Source organism: Halobacteriovorax sp. RZ-2 (assembly GCF_043196685.1).
Taxonomy (GTDB): domain Bacteria; phylum Bdellovibrionota; class Bacteriovoracia; order Bacteriovoracales; family Bacteriovoracaceae; genus Halobacteriovorax_A.
Genome location: NZ_JBEBMR010000001.1, coordinates 944,221 through 960,682, shown reverse-complemented (window position 1 = coordinate 960,682; position 16,462 = coordinate 944,221). Strand labels below are relative to the sequence as shown.

The window sequence follows — 16,462 nt, the reverse complement described above, 5'->3', positions numbered from 1 at the left end:
GCTTAAAACTTAGCATAAAAGGTGCTAATCTAGTACCAATTTTTAAAAAGGATAAAAGCTTGAAAATTACAGTAATTGGAACGGGATACGTTGGTTTAGTGAGCGGAACTTGTTTTGCAGAAATTGGTCACAAGGTAACTTGTGTTGATATTGACGAAAATAAGGTGGCCATGATGAGACGTGGTGAATCACCAATTTTCGAACCAGGACTTAATGATCTCTTAAAAAGAAATATTAAGGCCGAAAGACTAGCTTTTTCGACGGGGCTTGAATCAGTTAAAGATTCCAAGTCAATTTTTCTAGCAGTTGGAACTCCTTCTGGTGATGATGGTAGTGCTAACCTTACATACTTATTTCAAGCTGCCGAAGATGTGGCAAAGAATATCTCTGATGATGCAATCATCGTTATTAAATCAACTGTACCAATCGGAACTTGTGAAAAAGTAAGAGAGATTGTTGCTAAGAATACTGATAAGAAATTTCATATCGTTAACAACCCAGAGTTTTTAAAAGAAGGTTCGGCGATTGAAGACTTTATGAGACCAGACCGTGTTGTTATTGGACACAATAATGAAAAAGCTGCTCAGGCCATGGAAGAACTTTATGAGCCATTACTAAAACAAGGAAACCCTATCTTTATGATGTCGAATTTGTCAGCGGAGATGACAAAGTATGCATCAAATTGTTTCCTTGCTACAAAAATTTCTTTCATCAATGATATCGCAAGACTGTGTGACACTTTAGGTGCTGATATTAATGAAGTACGTAAAGGGATCGCTAGTGATAGAAGAATCGGTTCTCACTTCTTATATTCTGGGCCAGGCTATGGTGGGTCTTGCTTTCCAAAGGATGTGAAGGCCTTAATTTATACGGCCAAAGAGCACGGTCATTCTTTAAGAATTGTTGAAGCAACTGAAGATGTGAATGATGAGCAAAAGCTTTACATGGCAACAAAAATAAAAAAGCACTTCGGAGAAGACTTAAGTGGAAAAACTTTTGCATTCTGGGGAGTCGCATTTAAAGCTAATACTGATGATGTACGTGAGTCTCCAGCGATCTATATGGCAAAAGATCTAATTGATGCTGGTGCAAAAATTCGTTTCTTTGACCCTGAAGGTGGGCCAAACTTCATGAAAGCGGTAGGTGAAAAATATCACGCATCTTTAGAAGAAGTATCAAATAAGTACGATTGCTTAAGTGGTTGTGATGCAATGGTTACTGTAACTGAGTGGAGAGAGTTTTCAACTCCTGACTTTGCAGAAATCGCTACACGTTTAAATGAAAAGGTAATCTTTGATGCGAGAAACCTATTTAAGACTGAAAAAGTTTTAGGTGAAGGTTTCACTTACTACGCGATTGGGAAGAAAATTTAATGAATGAATTGGTTATCGCCAATATTCAGATTTCTTCATCTCTTGATTACAAATCAAATCTAGAAAAAATTAAAACATACTTATCTCAGGCAAAAAGAGAGGGGGCCCAAGTGGCCTTCTTGCCTGAATGTTTTTATTCAATCTCTAATGGCCGTGAGCCAAGCCCGTACCTTGTGGAGTGGGACAATGAACACTTTGATAACATCAGGCAATTGGCCGTTGATTCTGGGCTCTTCCTTATTGGGGGCTCTGTTGCTTTTAAAACTGATACAGGTATTCTTAATAAGGCCATTAACTTGGATCCTCAAGGTCGTGTTATTGGTAGCTACGACAAGTGCCATCTATTTTCTTGTGACATCACAACTGTAGATGAACAAGGGCAAACGAAACGAAAAAAAATTAATGAAGCCGATATCTATACCGCTGGAAAAGATCCTTTAATTATTGATGTACTTGGCTGGAAGATTGGTATCGCAATTTGCTTTGATCTTCGTTACCCAAGCTTCCTCCAATATTACTACGATAATAAAGTTGATCTGATCACCTTTGCTTCGGCATTCACTGTTCCAACAGGACAGGCCCATTGGCATACTTTATTACGAGCACGTTCAATTGAAGGACAGTGCTTTGTTGTGGCCAGTGCACAGTGTGGAGAAAATAATCCAGGAATTCATACTTATGGACACTCATTAGTTATTAATCCATGGGGAGAAGTTCTTTCTGATCAAAAGAATGCTGAGGGAATTTCGATTGTAAGACTCAATAAAGAGCAAATTTCTAACACACGTTCACGAGTTATCCTATAGTCTAACTGTTTAAATTTATTGAAAATTGAGTAGAATTTGGAGGTATTTCATAATTACCTGCCGATAAGTCTTTATGATTAGATTTAGGAGGCAAATATGGAATTACTAGAAATTATACTCGTGACTACAGTCATGGCATTTGCCACCAGCGGAAATATTATTCTTTCAGGACTAAGTTATTGGGAGACTGAAGATAGGGTAAGAAGGTCAATTTCTCATGCCAATGAAGACTATGGTATGCGCGAGTCAGAACTAGAAGAACACACTAAAGTTGCATAATTTAAACTTAATTAAGTTCTTGTATAAGTAGACTTCTCGATAAGTAGTAAAAAGCTTATCGAGGAGTTTCAATGCGTTTAGTTTTTATCTTACTTTATTTCGTTCTATTTTCTTGTAGTAGTACGACACAAGCACCAACAGTTAAATACCTTCAAAAAGAAACGATCATTAAACATAAGTATTCTTCAAATCACGTAAGAATTTTCAGTGAAAAGGCATCAGTTGGCGAGTACCTCGTTATCCTACCTTCGCTTGGCAGAGGGGTTGAAGATTACACTGAGAAATATAAATCGACTCTGACAAATCGTTTTGTCGAGGCAGGTTATCAAGTTGTTTTAATTCAGCCACGTGGTATCGGTAGAAGCACTGGCAAGCTAAGTGGAAAAAGTACGACTATGCTAGAGCTTGTTGATGACATAAGGGATACTCTTGATCAGTTAGGAATTAAAGAGATTTGGCTTGTGGGCCATGCTTTTGGAAATAGGTTAGCACGAAGCTTTACAACATATTACCCTAAGTATGTTAAGGGGCTTGCTCTTCTTGCAGCTGGCGGCAATTTTCAAATGACTAATGAAGCACAGAATTGTTTGAAGAATTCTTTTAATATGCGACTAGAAAAAGATAAGCGATTAGAAATGATTAGTTGTGCATTCTTTGCAAAAGGTAATGATGCTTCCATTTGGTTAAATGGATGGTTCCCACAACTTGCAGCCGCTCAAATTCATGCGACCTCTACCATTGATGCAAATAAATACAAGATGGCAGCAGGAAAGAAATTTTTGATTGTTCAGGCCAGTGAAGATTTTATTGCTCCTCCCGAGTTGGCCGGAAAGGTATTAGCTAAAGAGCTTGAGGATCAGGTAACTTATAAAGAAGTCGAGCATGCTGGGCATGCTCTAACTAGTGAGCAACCAGATGAAGTTGCTGAAATCGTAATAGAGTACTTTAAACAGCACTAATTACATAAATGGATTATCACCCTTTGAGTGATCTGTTACATCAACAACTTCAACAATGTCTGGAAAATTTTGTTTTACAAGTCTTGCAACACCATCCGTAAGAGTTGCTTGTGAAGCAGAACAGCCTTGGCAACCACCAGTCATCTTTACGTAGAGCTTATCATTATCGTAATCAATTAATTCGATATTCCCACCGTGGGCAGCTAGTGCTGGCCTTACTTGTTCATCAAAAAGTTTTTCAATTTTTCTAAGCATATTAATTCCTATCCATTAATTGGTTTAAATGGCCAAGGATTGCGATTGAAGCATTCTCCACTCTCATGATTGAAGGGCCAATGCTTATCTCTTTAAAACCAAGATTCTTAAATTCGTTAATCTCTTGGTTAGTCCATCCTCGTTCTGGTCCAATGGCCAATTGTAATGGTCTTTCGATATCTATTTTAACATCTTTTAACTTGGTTGTGGCATAAGGTGAGAGAATAAATCTTTGAACACCTTGTGGTTGCATGTCTTCGTATTGATAAGTCTTCTTAAGCTTAGGTGCCTTGTAGAAAACAGCTGACTGGCTTACACCCAATTCAGATAGTTCTTGAAAACGCTCGTAAACTTTAGAAGTGAGGTAACTCTTATCACTTAGAATGGCCTTAAAGATATGAAAGCTGTCCGCTCCCATTGCACTACAATGCTCGAAAACTTTCTTCATCGTAGGTGGCCTTGATGCCGCAATAATTAGCTCGATAGGGTAGTGAAGTCCCGGGCGAGTTAGGCCAACTTCCACTTCGACAATTGCGTCGATAATACTGCTTACCTTAAGAGTCGTTAGCCCTTGCTCAAGAATCGTTCCCTTGAGTTCATCACCAACCTTTACCTTTACAACTTCACGTAAATGTCTCGATTGCTCTTGCGTGAGAACAACTTTTGAGTCGCGAATTTGATCTTTTCTAATTATGACAGAGTTCATCTTCTTTAATTTTAATGAGTTATAGCTTTAATTCTTTTACCACTTCTTGCACCTCTTGGGTATGGATTTTAAAGCAACTTTGTCACAGATCGTCAATAGAGAGCATTCATTCACATTATTTATGGCACCAATGGGCTGGGGGAAAACAAGACTTATTTGGCAATTATTAGAAGACTTTGAAAGGATTATTATTGTCTCTCCGTTGCGTTCAATTCTGGAAGATTTGAAGGAGAGGGAATGTGTTGTGGATAATATTACTGACAAGGGAATCTTTTTAACAACTGTGGAGTCACTTTCTAAAGATGATCTCGATTTTGCTTTAAAATCCAACTCTCTTTTTGTGTTAGATGAATTTCATCTCTTTTATGAATGGGGAGAGTCCTTTCGTCCTAGATTACTTGATTTCCTTTATCAAATCTCATCTTCTAAAAGTACCAAAGTGATAGGACTGAGTGCAACTATTACAGATGAGCTATATCGTGTGATCGAAAGGGATGTCGAAAATAACTTTAGGCATTTCTGTTTTCTTAATATTGGAAACTTTCAAAAGAAGAATATGTATAAGAAGAAGCGTATGTTGATTCGCCCACTTCTTCTACTAAAGCTTATCTTTGAACAATTACTCTTTGAAAGGGGAAGAACCATTCTTTTTTGTTCGTCACGAAAAGAAGTCTTTTTCTGGCATAAGTTCTTTCTAAGATTAGGCATTTCATGTGATTACTGTGTAGGAGGACAAGTTAAAGACTTTGTGGCCAGAGAGAATCTAAATCCTGCAAATCTGATCATTGCTACTAGTGCTTTGAGCCATGGAGTTAATTTACATGGAATTGAAAATATTTATATTAGTTATAAACCTAGTGAGTCCACAAATTTTCAAATGATCGGTCGTGGTGGTCGCTTTGGAGAAGAATTTCAATATATTGGGGTCTTAGAGAAAGGGAGGAAGTGGTGGGAAAGAATTCACTACAAGATATGTAATTATCTCTTTATAATGAGTCAGGACTTATTATTATGGTTGAATTAGAAGGCATTCTCATTAACAAGATTCCATATCAAGACAAGCACTTGATTGGAAACTTACTCCTTAGAAACGGAAATAAAATTTCTGTGATGTTCTATGGTGGACAAGGAGGAGGAAAGAAGAAAGTTTCTTCTATCTTACAAGTTGGTTACCTTTTTAAAGTCGGTTTCGGTCGAGTTAAAAATAGTTTTGAAATTCTAACGAGTAAGGACCATGTCGAAAAATGGTGCCATAAGAATATTTCCCACAGTCCAATGGCCTTCTACTTACTTTGTTTCTTCTGTGAATTTTGTCAGTCGTTTGCTCCACAAATTACACATAAAGACGATCTTGATTTAAGTGAGAAAAGTCATGAAGGAATTTTTCGCCTTCTTTCAAATGCTATCTTTCGCTTAGAAAGCCGAGTTCTAGCGAGTGACTTTAATGCTAATCATGAACTCTTCATTTTTCTTGTGAAGGCAATGGTTGAGCTTGGGATTTTTCCTCGAACAGAAACCTGTGCTGTCTCAGGGGTTGAAATTGGTGATAATGATTTTGTTTCATTATCAATTGAGCAAGGTGGGTTTATTCACTTCTCTCATCTAAGCTTAGAAGAGCAAAGATTAGTAAATGGACAAGAAGGTAAGGACCTTAGAAGTGAAATGCTAAAGGTTGCAGCAAGCAAGTATTCAGAATATCAAGTAGGAACACAGGTTCAAAAATCTGAGCTAAACCAACTTGTTAATTATATTTGTTATCATCAGCACGTTCAACGTGAGCACTACAAGTCCTTAAGCTTACTCTTATAGGTCTTCAAATACTTTGTAAGTAAGTGAGATGGCTTTTGCTAGATTTGTATTCTTTGCTACGTTTAGGATGGTCTCATCTGAATAATTTAAAACGAGAGAACTTCTAGTAAACATATACGAGTAGTTAAAGCTTGTTGAAAGATAGTACTTATTTTCACCTTCAATACCATCGATCTTAACGGCACTATCTTGCCAATAGGTTAGTGAAGTACCAAAGCGCATCTTCGCATTGGGATTGTAACCAAGGCCCAAAGAAGACGAATATCCAAATCCTGGCTCAACTTCTTTATTATCAATCGTACTTTTAAAACCGTAGTGTCCCTCTAATGTCACAGAGTAGTCGTAGTCGTAAACAACCTTAAATAGGGCAAGTCCTAGAGTTGATTCGTAGACTCCTCGGCTTAGTGAGTCTGATAAGAGGGGATCGTCATAGCTGTAAATAGAATTACCATTTGGGATTAGTTGCTTAAAGAATAGAAAGCCACGAGGCTTTAAAAGATTATAAGTCAGCTCAGGTAGAAACTCCCATGTCAGTTGGAAGCTTGGATCGACAACTTCAGTGGTACTTGTTTCTTTTATTGAAGACTCAACTGTTCTTTTTTTAACTGGAATATCAAAGGCGATTTGAAAATAACTGTCAATGAGGTAGCTACCTTGAAACGCGATAGTCTCAGTTACTTCATTCTTAGAATTAATATTATGAATCTTGCCGTCAACCCCCGCTTCACTTGTTACTGCAGAGTTTGCATAGTTGATTTTTGCTTCCCACTGGTGGTCGCCTAAAATAATATTAGGAATATTTGCGCCACCACCGCAGCATGAAGATGCTTGAGTCGTTAGTGAAAAGAAGAATGTAAGTAAAATTAGAGCGTAAGTGGCCATGAGACAGTGTCGTATAAGTTTCCGTTATCTTTTAATTGTAAGTGAAAGTCCCAAAGACCACCCATTGTGAAGTAGATATCAGTTAGTTCATAGATTCCCGTCGCAACCTTCGTGACAGTAATTGGATAGGAACCATGCCCCATATCTGGCATCCAGATATAGGCCGAAAAATCACCAATTGGATCTTTTAGGTTATCTGCTGAATCTTTAAATGTGATCGTGATCGTTGAGCTATCGTAGAGCAGTGGCCCTTTTTCCCATTGACGAGAAATTGTCAGGGCCTCTGTATTAAATTCTAATTGATTTGTTATATTATCACGTCCACCAACTAATTCTTTTAGGTCGCCAGAGAATGGAGATTTTCCACAACTTGTGAATAATAAGAATAAAAGTGTCAGTGATAATAACTTCATTACTTCTTAAGCTCCACATCAATTGCAGCAATGTCACCATCTAGTTCAAAACGAACTTGCCAGTAACCTTTCATATGTCCCATAAAGAATTTTGCATTCCCATTGATGATCTGATCTTCATCATATGACCAAGAAATAGCTGGTCCACCGTGTTGGTGACCGTTTGCCATCATCATCCATACATAAACTTTAAGCTCTTTCGGAGAGACTCTTTCTCCTGAGTCTTTGTCATAAACAATTGCTTCAAATGTTGAAGGCTTTCCATCAAATGGCCCGTTAGTCCACTCCATATCAACGCATAGATTTTGTGATTCGATTTGAAATGGACACGCCATTACAGAAGCAGTGATAACTAGTACAATTAATGTTTTAAATGTATTTAACATATTTACCTCGCGATATAGCACCCAAGTGCCTTTGATTCTTTATATGGCAGTTCTTTATTATTTTGTAGTGCTGTAAGCACGTCATTTAAATAGAATTTTGAAGATAGCTCAGGGCTTCTCTTATTTGTTACGGCCCCTTGGTAAATAACTTCCTCTTTATCATTTAATAAGAAGACATGAGGAGTCTTTAGGGCATTCATTTTATTTGCGTACTTTAAGTCTTTATCAATGAAGATAGGAAAGTTGATTTTGAATTGGTCAAAGTACTCAAGAGCCTTCTTCTTGCTGATATGTTTGTTCGAGCTAAAACCAATGAATTCAATATTGCTAAACTTCTTTGCAAGAGAGTTAATATAGTCGAATTGTTTTTGTGAACAAGGACAACTAGGCGAAAGGAAAATAAGAACTTTCTTCTTTTTAGTAACAGAAATTTGTTTCTCTTGATGAGTTGATAAATCGTAGCGTATTTCAGTAAATGCCCCAAACGTTGCGCTTGTGATGAGGAGTGCAATTAGTAATTTCATAGGTGTTATTTATAAAATCTCTAATTGAAGCACAAGAAATCAATACCCTAGTAGGTATTAATTTTTACGACTCCTTGATTAAAGTCAGCTTTTGAGGACGAGTAAGCTTCTTTATTTGAGCTTCTCGCTTACTTGCGCTTGAGCGATCTGGATGCTCTTCTGTAAAACGAATTTTTTTAGGTGGATTGGCCTTGGTGAACTTTGCACCTTTAGGATCATTCTTATGTTCTTCAAATCTTCGCTCTACATCAGTTGTAATTCCTGTGTAGAGCTTCCCATTCTTTGTTTCGATAATGTAGACAAACCACTTGTCGGCCTTTGCCATTAATTCTTTCTCGCTTGATATGTGTCTTCTTTCATAAGCATTCCTGTACCAATTCCGTACTTCTCTTGAGTGCCTAACATAGACTTTAACTCATTCGTGGAAATCTTTCCATTAAAGAAGTTAAGGTAACTTTCAAGTTTACTCTTGAGCTTCTCTCCGTGTTCGTTTAAAAGTTCGACTCTAAACTGAGAAACACCTTTTGCAATTAATTCGTCAATTAAGTCTGTCGAACTCTGTGCAATAGCATTAAACATTGTATTTCGACATTCTTGATCGGCCTTAATAAAGTGCATATTTCCAAATTGGTCTTTAAGTTCCACATGATGCTTTTCACATGGCTTCCCACAGTCTTTAAATGATGATCCTTCCGATAAGAAGGCAGCATACACACAATGCTCCATATGAAAGCTTGGCATATATTGGTGGATATTTACTTCAATTCTCCCAGCATCAGTACTTGCAAGAAGGTTTTCCAATTGCTTTGCATTTAAATCATATGATGATGTTAAGGTTTCAAAACCTTTATCTAGTAAGTAATTGGCCGTTTGTGAATTTGCGACGTTTAAAGAAAAGTCACCTTTAAGTGGAATGTCACATTTAGACCTTAAGTATTGGTAAGAACCAAGGTTACGACAAAGAATAAAATCAGGCTCTAATCGAGTTAGAACATTTAAGTGATGATATTCTTTTGGTTTCAAAATTCTATTCGTAGCAATACCAACTTGGCACTTTGGAAGTTGTTTTAAAAGCTCTAGTGAAGGCTTGTAGTCCTTACCAAATTCAAAGTCTAATGTAATTAATAGTCTTTCGTATTCACAGCTTTTTAAAACTTCAAATGCTTCTTTTACTTGATCTATATCTCTAAGTAGGAAGTTTAGAGTAATATCGTTTTCAGAAACTTCTTTCTTTGAAAGATTAAAAGATTGGGTCTGAGGGGCCTTAACAAAGACTCGCTTGTTATTTAATTCTTCGACGGCTTCTTGTCTCAACTTCTTTAATGATTTCGAGTGAATGAAGGGAGACTTCTCATTTGTTATCAATTCAAAATTTGAAACAGCATAGATTGTACGAGATAGGGCACATGCATCTTTTTCAACTTTTTCTAAATCTGCTGGCTTTCTTGCTTCTTCAACTAAGTCTTCGCTTTCAATTATAACTTGGTTAAAACCATCGCTAATTTTATATGTGAGCTTCTCTCCAACATTTGCAATAAGTGTTACTTGGATTGGAATACGCTTTTGTTTGTTGATATCACTAATTAAGGACTCGCTCTCTTTTGCAACTTTTGGATCCGAGTTCAAATAGATATCCATACCTGGGCGAACTTGCTTCCACTTAAAATCGTGAGCAAGTGAAAGGCTTACGCGCTTTCCTTTTCTTTTTACACCAAAGATTGAAGATCCAACCTCAAGGCCCTTATTGTCGTCGCATATTGCAACACCCATTCCATTCTCTAATTCACGATCAGTGTCGATTTCTAAAAATGGAGGAGAAACTTTTTTTACTTTTCCAAGTTCTATTCCTCGGTGAGCGCCGTAGTGACCTTTAACAAGTTGTTGGTGGTCAACACCGTGAAGCCATCCTGAAAAGAGTCCTCGTGAATATGTAAGGGCCATATTGTCGAGCTCTTTTTGGCCAACTTTCTTTCCTTCAAGTTTTGCTTTAAATGCACTTGCCGCAGTCGAAACATAGGCCGGCCCTTTAAGACGTCCTTCAATTTTAAAAGAATCAATTCCCATGTCTTGAAGCTCATTGACTTCTTCGATTCCGCAAAGGTCTTGTGGCGAAACTAGGTAGCTCATCTTTCGTCCGTGTTTTGTGAGGTCTTGTTTTTCTCCATCCACAAACATCTCGTAAGAGAAGCGACAACTTTGGGCACATTGACCACGATTCGCAGAACGCCCTCCAATACTTTCTGAAGTAAAGCATTGGCCAGAGTAGGCGACACATAAAGCTCCGTGAGTGAAGACTTCAAGCTCACGCTGCGTATTTGATCTGATCTCTTTAATTTCTGGAATTGAGTTTTCACGTCCTAGTACAAATCGCTTGATATCAAGGTCTTCAAGAAATGTAATATGATCGTGATTGGTCACTGTCATTTGAGTCGAGCCGTGAATAACTTGCTCTGGATATAATTGTCGGACGATATTTGCTAGTCCGATATCTTGAATGATTAGGGCATCAGGGCCTAGGGCCACAACTTCGTTTAATCTTTCAATAGCATCAGAAATTTCTTCTTCAAAGATGAGAATATTAAATGCGACGTGCACCTTAACTCCATAGAGATGGCACATGTCGATAATCTCTTTTAATTCATTAACGGAGTGATCGTGAGTTCTCCCACGAGCATTGAATCCTGGCATTCCAACATAGATGGCATCCGCACCACCGTGAATTGCCGCTAGGCACATTTGCATATTGCCCACAGGGGCGAGAATTTCTGATTTTTTCATGACCTGCTTTTAGCACGAGAGCAAAAGGTACGCGATACCAAATCGTGATTTCAGTAATTTATATATAGAAAATAAGTAAATTCATGCAAATTCTTCGCAATTATAAAGACTACTTATCCAAGTCGAGTTTCGTTATTAGGCAGTACTTATAAACTAGTCGAATTTCTATTAATTTCAATAAAAATTGACGCATAAGTTAGTAATATTACAAAAAGGTGGCGCGTACCTTAATGGGAAAATAATTAGCCGTTCGGCATTTCAAAAGGTATACTTTGTGCAATTATTTACCATAGTAGGGGGCATTGTGTCAGAAAGTAATATTAAGGACATGCAGCAAATTGTTAGTCTAGCTAAACGCCGTGGATTTATTTTCCAAAGTTCGGAAATTTATGGCGGTCTATCTTCTTGTTGGGATTACGGCCCATACGGAATTGAGTTAAAAAGAAACTTAAAGAATAAGTGGTGGAAGGCCATGACTTTACGTTCAGATATCGTTGGTGTTGATGCTTCGATCTTCATGCACCCACAAGTTTGGAAAGCTTCAGGTCACGTTGATGGCTTCAATGATCCTATGGTTGATTGTAAGCAATGTAAGTCACGTTTCCGCGAAGATAAAATTGATACATCAGCTCCATGTCAAAACTGTGGAGCAGTAGGTGAGTTCACTGAACCACGTGACTTTAACCTAATGTTTAATACGCAAATGGGTCCAGTAGAAGACTCATCAGCTAAAGTTTACCTAAGACCTGAAACAGCTCAGGGGATCTTCGTAAACTTCCTAAATGTACAATCAACAATGAGAAAGAAGCTACCATTTGGTATTGCTCAAATTGGTAAAGCGTTTAGAAATGAAATTACTCCAGGTAACTTTATTTTTAGAACTCGTGAATTTGAACAAATGGAAATGCAATATTTCATTAAGCCAGGTACTCAAATGGAGGCCATGGAGCAGTGGAAAGAGATTCGTTGGAATTGGCACTTATCAAATGGACTACGTCCTGAAAACTTAAGATGGCATCCACACTTAGGAGATGAGCTTGCTCACTACGCTGATGCTGCGGAAGATATTGAGTATAAATTTCCACATGGTTGGGATGAGATGGAAGGGATCCACTCAAGAACAGACTTCGATCTACGTCAACACGAAGAGTTCTCAGGGAAGAACTTAAAGTATACTGATCTACAGGATGGGAATAAAAAATTCCTTCCATACGTTCTAGAAACATCTGTTGGTTGTGATCGTTCACTTCTAGCAATTATGTGTGATGCTTTTAGAATTGAAAACGAAGGTGATAAAGAGAATGAAAGAGTGGTAATGAAGTTCCACCCATCTCTTGCTCCTGTTAAAGTTGCTGTTCTTCCATTAACAAAGAAGTTAAATGAGCCAGCAACAAAACTATTTAATGAACTTCAGCAAGAATTTGCTGCTGAATACGATGTAGCAGGATCAATTGGTAAGCGCTACCGTCGTCAAGATGAGATTGGAACTCCGTTCTGTATCACTTTTGACTTCGATTCATTAGATGATAACGCTGTTACAATTCGTGACAGAGATTCCATGAATCAAGAGCGTATCGCCCTCGATCAAGTTAAAAACTATTTAAGAGATAGAATCTACATTTAAAATATTTTTTTGAAAGGCCACAGATTCGTGGCCTTTTTTCTATACTAAGCAAGGAGCGCAGTTATGAGTAAATGGGTTTACTCGTTTTCAAAAGAAAAAACTGAAGGTAATAGAAGCATGAAAAATCTTCTAGGTGGTAAAGGTGCCAACCTAGCTGAAATGTCTGCTCTTGGATTACCAGTCCCTCCAGGTTTTACAGTAACAACTGAAGCCTGTATCGATTATCAAAAAGCAAACACTATAAATGAAGAAATTAAGTCACAAGTTGTTGAGGCCTTAAAACTAGTCGAGTCATCAACTGAGAAAACATTTGGTGGTGGAGAGAATCCACTTCTTTTCTCTGTTCGTTCTGGAGCAAGAGTCTCAATGCCTGGGATGATGGATACTGTTCTTAACTTAGGTTTAAATGATGAAACAGTAGAGGCCCTTGCAAAGAAATCTGATAATGAAAGATTTGCTTGGGATTCATATAGAAGATTCATTCAGATGTATGCCAATGTTGTTATGGGAATGAGCCACTCTCTTCTTGAGTCAACTCTAGAAGACTTAAAAGAAGCAAAGGGCGTTGATTCTGATACAAAATTAGATGCAAAAGACTTTAAAAACTTAGTTAAGGTTTATAAGCAAATTATTGCTCAAGAAACTGGAAAGCAATTTCCTACTGATCCAATGGAACAATTATGGCTAGCAATTGAGGCCGTCTTTGGTTCTTGGAATAACCCACGAGCAATTAAATATCGTCAGCTGAATAATATTCCTGGAGACTGGGGAACTGCAGTAAATGTACAGGCCATGGTTTTTGGTAATATGGGTGATGACTGTGCAACAGGTGTTTGTTTCACTCGTGATCCATCGACTGGAGATAAGAAATTCTTTGGTGAGTATCTTGTTAATGCTCAAGGTGAAGACGTTGTTGCAGGGATTAGAACACCGGCACCAATTAATGAATGTTCAAAGAATGATTCAAATAGAAATGAAAAAACTCTTGAAGAATATATGCCTAAGGCATTTGCTGAACTTACAGATCTTTATCAGCAACTAGAGAAACATTACAAAGATATGCAAGATATCGAGTTTACGATTGAAGCAGATAAGCTTTATCTACTACAAACTCGTAATGGAAAGAGAACAGCAGCTGCCGCTTTAAAGATTGCTGTTGATCTTGAGAAAGAAGGGATTGTGACGAAGGAAGAAGCAATTATGCAAATCGATCCTGAAGCACTAAATCAACTTCTTCACCCAAGACTTGATCCAGATGCAACGAAGAATATTATCGCTAAAGGTCTTCCAGCTTCTCCTGGTGCAGGTGCTGGGAAAATTGTTTTCCACTCAGACGATGCAACTAGTATGCATGAAAATGGGGTGAAAGTTATTCTTGTTCGCCAGGAAACTTCTCCTGAAGATATTGCGGGAATGGCAGCAGCTCAAGCGATTCTAACTGCACGTGGTGGGATGACCTCTCACGCGGCCGTTGTTGCTCGTGGAATGGGGAAACCATGTGTTGCAGGATGTTCTGAAATTTTAGTTGATAGTAAAAATCGTACAATGATTGTTGGCGATAAAAAATATGTTGAAGGTGACTTCATTACACTTGATGGTGGAACAGGTGAAGTTATTGAAGGTGAAGTACCAACTCTTGATGCTGAAATCAATGCTGACTTTGCTGAGTTCATGTCTTGGGCAGATGAGATTAGAACGCTAAAAGTTCGTACTAATGCTGATAACCCTGAAGATAGTGAAACGGCCGTAAAGTTTGGTGCAGAAGGTATTGGTCTTTGTCGTACAGAACATATGTTCTTTGAGCCAGAAAGAATCCTTGCTGTTCGTGAGATGATCTTTGCTGATTCAACGATTCAAAGAGAAAAGGCACTTGCAAAACTTCTTCCGTATCAGAAAGAAGACTTTAAGGGAATCTTTAAGGCCCTTGATGGTATGCCTGTTAATATCAGACTTCTTGATCCGCCTTTACACGAGTTCTTACCTCATTCTGATGAAGAGAAAAAAGAACTTGCTGAGTATATTGATGTAGAAGTAAAAACTATTGAAGATGGATGTGAAAGACTTCACGAGTTCAATCCAATGCTTGGTCACCGTGGTTGTCGTTTAGGTATCACTTATCCTGAGATCTATACAATGCAGGTTACTGCTATTACTCAAGCTGCTCTAGAATCTCTTGCCGAAGGCATTGATGTGAGACCTGAGATTATGGTTCCTCTTGTAGCAACAGCTAAAGAATTATCAATTCTTAGAGAAATCTTAGAGGCAACAATTGATAAGACAAAAGGTGATAAGGAATTTAAGTACAAGCTAGGAACAATGATTGAGCTTCCACGTGCAGCGATTACTGCTGCAGAGATTGCTGATCATGCAGACTTCTTCTCGTTTGGAACAAATGACTTAACTCAGACAACTTTTGGTCTTTCTCGTGATGATGCTGGACGTTTCTTAACTGAGTATATTTCAAAATCAGTTCTTCCAAATGATCCATTTGTTTCACTTGATCAAGAAGGTGTTGGTTATCTTGTTAAGTTTGCAACTGAGCAAGGACGAAGTGCTAACAAAGAAATTCACGTTGGAATTTGTGGTGAGCACGGAGGTGAGCCTCAGTCAATCGACTTCTGTCATCGAATTGGATTAGACTATGTATCTTGTTCGCCTTATCGAGTGCCTATCGCTCGTCTGGCAGCTGCTCAGGCCGTAATTCGTAACAAGTAATGTCGATAGAAGAATTAACAAAAAAAATAAAAGCAGAGTTTGGCAGTTATAATTTTAACTGCCTTGCTTTTGCCTATATTGATTTTAAAAATGAATCTTATGAATCATTTTCATTTTTTGAAAATCCTTTTTTAAAAGGTCAAAGAGTTTACTTTGATCTTGCTTCTCTGACAAAGCCGTTAACACTTGGTTTTGCCTATTTAAATAAACCTGAAATATTTTCTGAAGAGATGAAGCTTCTTTTAAATCATCGAGGTGGATTAAACTCTTGGGGAAGGCTTTCTTTCGATAATTGGCGAGAACAAATTCTTTCTTATCCAGTTAAAGAAAGTGAGACTCTTTATTCTGACTTCAGTGCTCTAAGGCTTCAGCTTGAAATTGAAAAGAAGCATGGGCTCTATGATCTTGTCTCACCAATGTGGGATGAAGAGATTAAGCACTGGCTAGATATTGAAGATGAGGTTTGTGTTCCTACTGGCCGTAGAAATAGAGAGATCATCGATGGAGAAGTGCACGATGATAACGCCTTTGTTATCGCTGAGAAAGTTTCTCATGCAGGACTTTTTGGAACAATTGATGGTGTTTGTAAAACACTCTTAAAAGCAAATGGTGAATACCAGTTAATTAGTAAAACGAAGCGTGAAAGCGATCAGCGATTTATTAATGGTTGGGATAGCGTGACAAACCCTGAAACTTCTCTTGCTGGTAAGTGTTCCAATAAAGATACTTTTGGTCATCTTGGTTTTACTGGGACATCAATTTGGATCGAGCCCCATTCACAAAAAGGTGTCGTGATTCTAGCAAATGAGGTCATTAAATATTGGTATGATCGAAAGAAATTGAGCGAAATACGAAAGGAAATTGCAAATACTTTCTTTTGTAAGTGATTGATTTTACTCTTTGTCTTACACCTTAAATTAAGAAATTGTTAATAATTGCCGATAAATATCAAG

At 37.8% G+C, this 16,462-nt stretch carries 17 protein-coding genes; 9 read left to right on the top strand and 8 right to left on the bottom strand.

Annotated features, from left to right (window positions below; all coding sequences use genetic code 11):
- Positions 1 to 59: 59 nt before the first annotated feature.
- The 4 genes from ABMA78_RS04530 (at position 60) to ABMA78_RS04515 (ending at position 3,417) form a co-directional block, all read left to right on the top strand.
- A complete protein-coding gene (locus ABMA78_RS04530) occupies positions 60 to 1,373 on the top strand; it encodes a UDP-glucose dehydrogenase family protein (RefSeq protein WP_392857466.1) in 1,314 nt (437 codons plus the stop codon).
- A complete protein-coding gene (locus ABMA78_RS04525; protein ID WP_392857464.1) occupies positions 1,373 to 2,179 on the top strand; it encodes a nitrilase-related carbon-nitrogen hydrolase in 807 nt (268 codons plus the stop codon). The genes ABMA78_RS04530 and ABMA78_RS04525 overlap by 1 nt, the downstream gene beginning before the upstream one ends.
- 96 nt (positions 2,180 to 2,275) lie before the next feature.
- Positions 2,276 to 2,458 carry a hypothetical protein gene (locus tag ABMA78_RS04520; RefSeq protein ID WP_392857462.1) on the top strand — a complete coding sequence of 61 codons (183 nt, stop codon included), beginning with the start codon at positions 2,276 to 2,278 and terminating at the stop codon, positions 2,456 to 2,458.
- A 71-nt stretch (positions 2,459 to 2,529) separates the two neighbouring features.
- On the top strand, positions 2,530 to 3,417 hold the full coding sequence (locus ABMA78_RS04515) for an alpha/beta fold hydrolase (RefSeq protein ID WP_392857461.1): 888 nt from the start codon (positions 2,530 to 2,532) through the stop codon (positions 3,415 to 3,417).
- On the opposite strand, the gene ABMA78_RS04510 is transcribed toward ABMA78_RS04515, so the two are convergent.
- Positions 3,418 to 3,672, bottom strand: a complete 255-nt coding sequence (locus ABMA78_RS04510) for a NifU family protein (protein WP_021266260.1) — start codon at positions 3,670 to 3,672, stop codon at positions 3,418 to 3,420.
- 1 nt (position 3,673) lies between these two features.
- On the bottom strand, positions 3,674 to 4,378 hold the full coding sequence (locus ABMA78_RS04505) for an RsmE family RNA methyltransferase (protein ID WP_392857458.1): 705 nt from the start codon (positions 4,376 to 4,378) through the stop codon (positions 3,674 to 3,676).
- Positions 4,379 to 4,457: 79 nt separating this feature from the next.
- Between ABMA78_RS04505 and ABMA78_RS04500 the strand changes: the two genes are divergently transcribed.
- Both ABMA78_RS04500 and ABMA78_RS04495 read left to right on the top strand, forming a co-directional pair.
- Positions 4,458 to 5,402: a DEAD/DEAH box helicase gene (locus tag ABMA78_RS04500; RefSeq protein WP_392857457.1), complete on the top strand. Its 945-nt coding sequence runs from the start codon at positions 4,458 to 4,460 to the stop codon at positions 5,400 to 5,402.
- Positions 5,390 to 6,187: a DNA repair protein RecO gene (locus tag ABMA78_RS04495; protein WP_392857455.1), complete on the top strand. Its 798-nt coding sequence runs from the start codon at positions 5,390 to 5,392 to the stop codon at positions 6,185 to 6,187. The genes ABMA78_RS04500 and ABMA78_RS04495 overlap by 13 nt, the downstream gene beginning before the upstream one ends.
- Here ABMA78_RS04495 and ABMA78_RS04490 read toward each other — a convergent pair.
- From ABMA78_RS04490 to ABMA78_RS04465, 6 genes are all read right to left on the bottom strand, one after another.
- Positions 6,182 to 7,069 carry a hypothetical protein gene (locus ABMA78_RS04490; RefSeq protein WP_392857453.1) on the bottom strand — a complete coding sequence of 296 codons (888 nt, stop codon included), beginning with the start codon at positions 7,067 to 7,069 and terminating at the stop codon, positions 6,182 to 6,184. The two genes, ABMA78_RS04495 and ABMA78_RS04490, sit on opposite strands and share 6 nt — an antisense overlap.
- On the bottom strand, positions 7,051 to 7,482 hold the full coding sequence (locus ABMA78_RS04485) for a FixH family protein (RefSeq protein WP_392857451.1): 432 nt from the start codon (positions 7,480 to 7,482) through the stop codon (positions 7,051 to 7,053). Before ABMA78_RS04485 ends, ABMA78_RS04490 begins: the two co-directional genes overlap by 19 nt.
- Positions 7,482 to 7,868, bottom strand: a complete 387-nt coding sequence (locus tag ABMA78_RS04480; RefSeq protein ID WP_392857449.1) for a hypothetical protein — start codon at positions 7,866 to 7,868, stop codon at positions 7,482 to 7,484. The genes ABMA78_RS04485 and ABMA78_RS04480 overlap by 1 nt, the downstream gene beginning before the upstream one ends.
- A 2-nt stretch (positions 7,869 to 7,870) precedes the next feature.
- Positions 7,871 to 8,392, bottom strand: coding sequence for a redoxin family protein (locus ABMA78_RS04475; RefSeq protein WP_392857447.1), 522 nt, complete (start codon positions 8,390 to 8,392; stop codon positions 7,871 to 7,873).
- Between the two features lie 64 nt (positions 8,393 to 8,456).
- Positions 8,457 to 8,717, bottom strand: coding sequence for a GIY-YIG nuclease family protein (locus tag ABMA78_RS04470; RefSeq protein ID WP_392857446.1), 261 nt, complete (start codon positions 8,715 to 8,717; stop codon positions 8,457 to 8,459).
- The gene (locus tag ABMA78_RS04465) at positions 8,717 to 11,170 is read right to left on the bottom strand and encodes a DUF3656 domain-containing protein (protein WP_392857444.1); all 2,454 of its coding nucleotides are present in this window, start codon (positions 11,168 to 11,170) and stop codon (positions 8,717 to 8,719) included. The genes ABMA78_RS04470 and ABMA78_RS04465 overlap by 1 nt, the downstream gene beginning before the upstream one ends.
- A gap of 304 nt (positions 11,171 to 11,474) precedes the next feature.
- Here ABMA78_RS04465 and ABMA78_RS04460 point away from each other — a divergent pair, with 304 nt between their 5' ends.
- The 3 genes from ABMA78_RS04460 to ABMA78_RS04450 all read left to right on the top strand — a co-directional run bounded on the left by ABMA78_RS04460 (position 11,475) and on the right by ABMA78_RS04450 (position 16,396).
- Positions 11,475 to 12,794 carry a glycine--tRNA ligase gene (locus tag ABMA78_RS04460; RefSeq protein ID WP_392857442.1) on the top strand — a complete coding sequence of 440 codons (1,320 nt, stop codon included), beginning with the start codon at positions 11,475 to 11,477 and terminating at the stop codon, positions 12,792 to 12,794.
- 63 nt (positions 12,795 to 12,857) lie between these two features.
- Positions 12,858 to 15,509 (top strand): pyruvate, phosphate dikinase, encoded by a 2,652-nt coding sequence (ppdK, locus tag ABMA78_RS04455; RefSeq protein WP_392857440.1) that lies wholly within the window; start codon positions 12,858 to 12,860, stop codon positions 15,507 to 15,509.
- Positions 15,509 to 16,396: a hypothetical protein gene (locus ABMA78_RS04450; protein ID WP_392857437.1), complete on the top strand. Its 888-nt coding sequence runs from the start codon at positions 15,509 to 15,511 to the stop codon at positions 16,394 to 16,396. Before ppdK ends, ABMA78_RS04450 begins: the two co-directional genes overlap by 1 nt.
- The last annotated feature ends 66 nt before the right edge of the window (positions 16,397 to 16,462 follow it).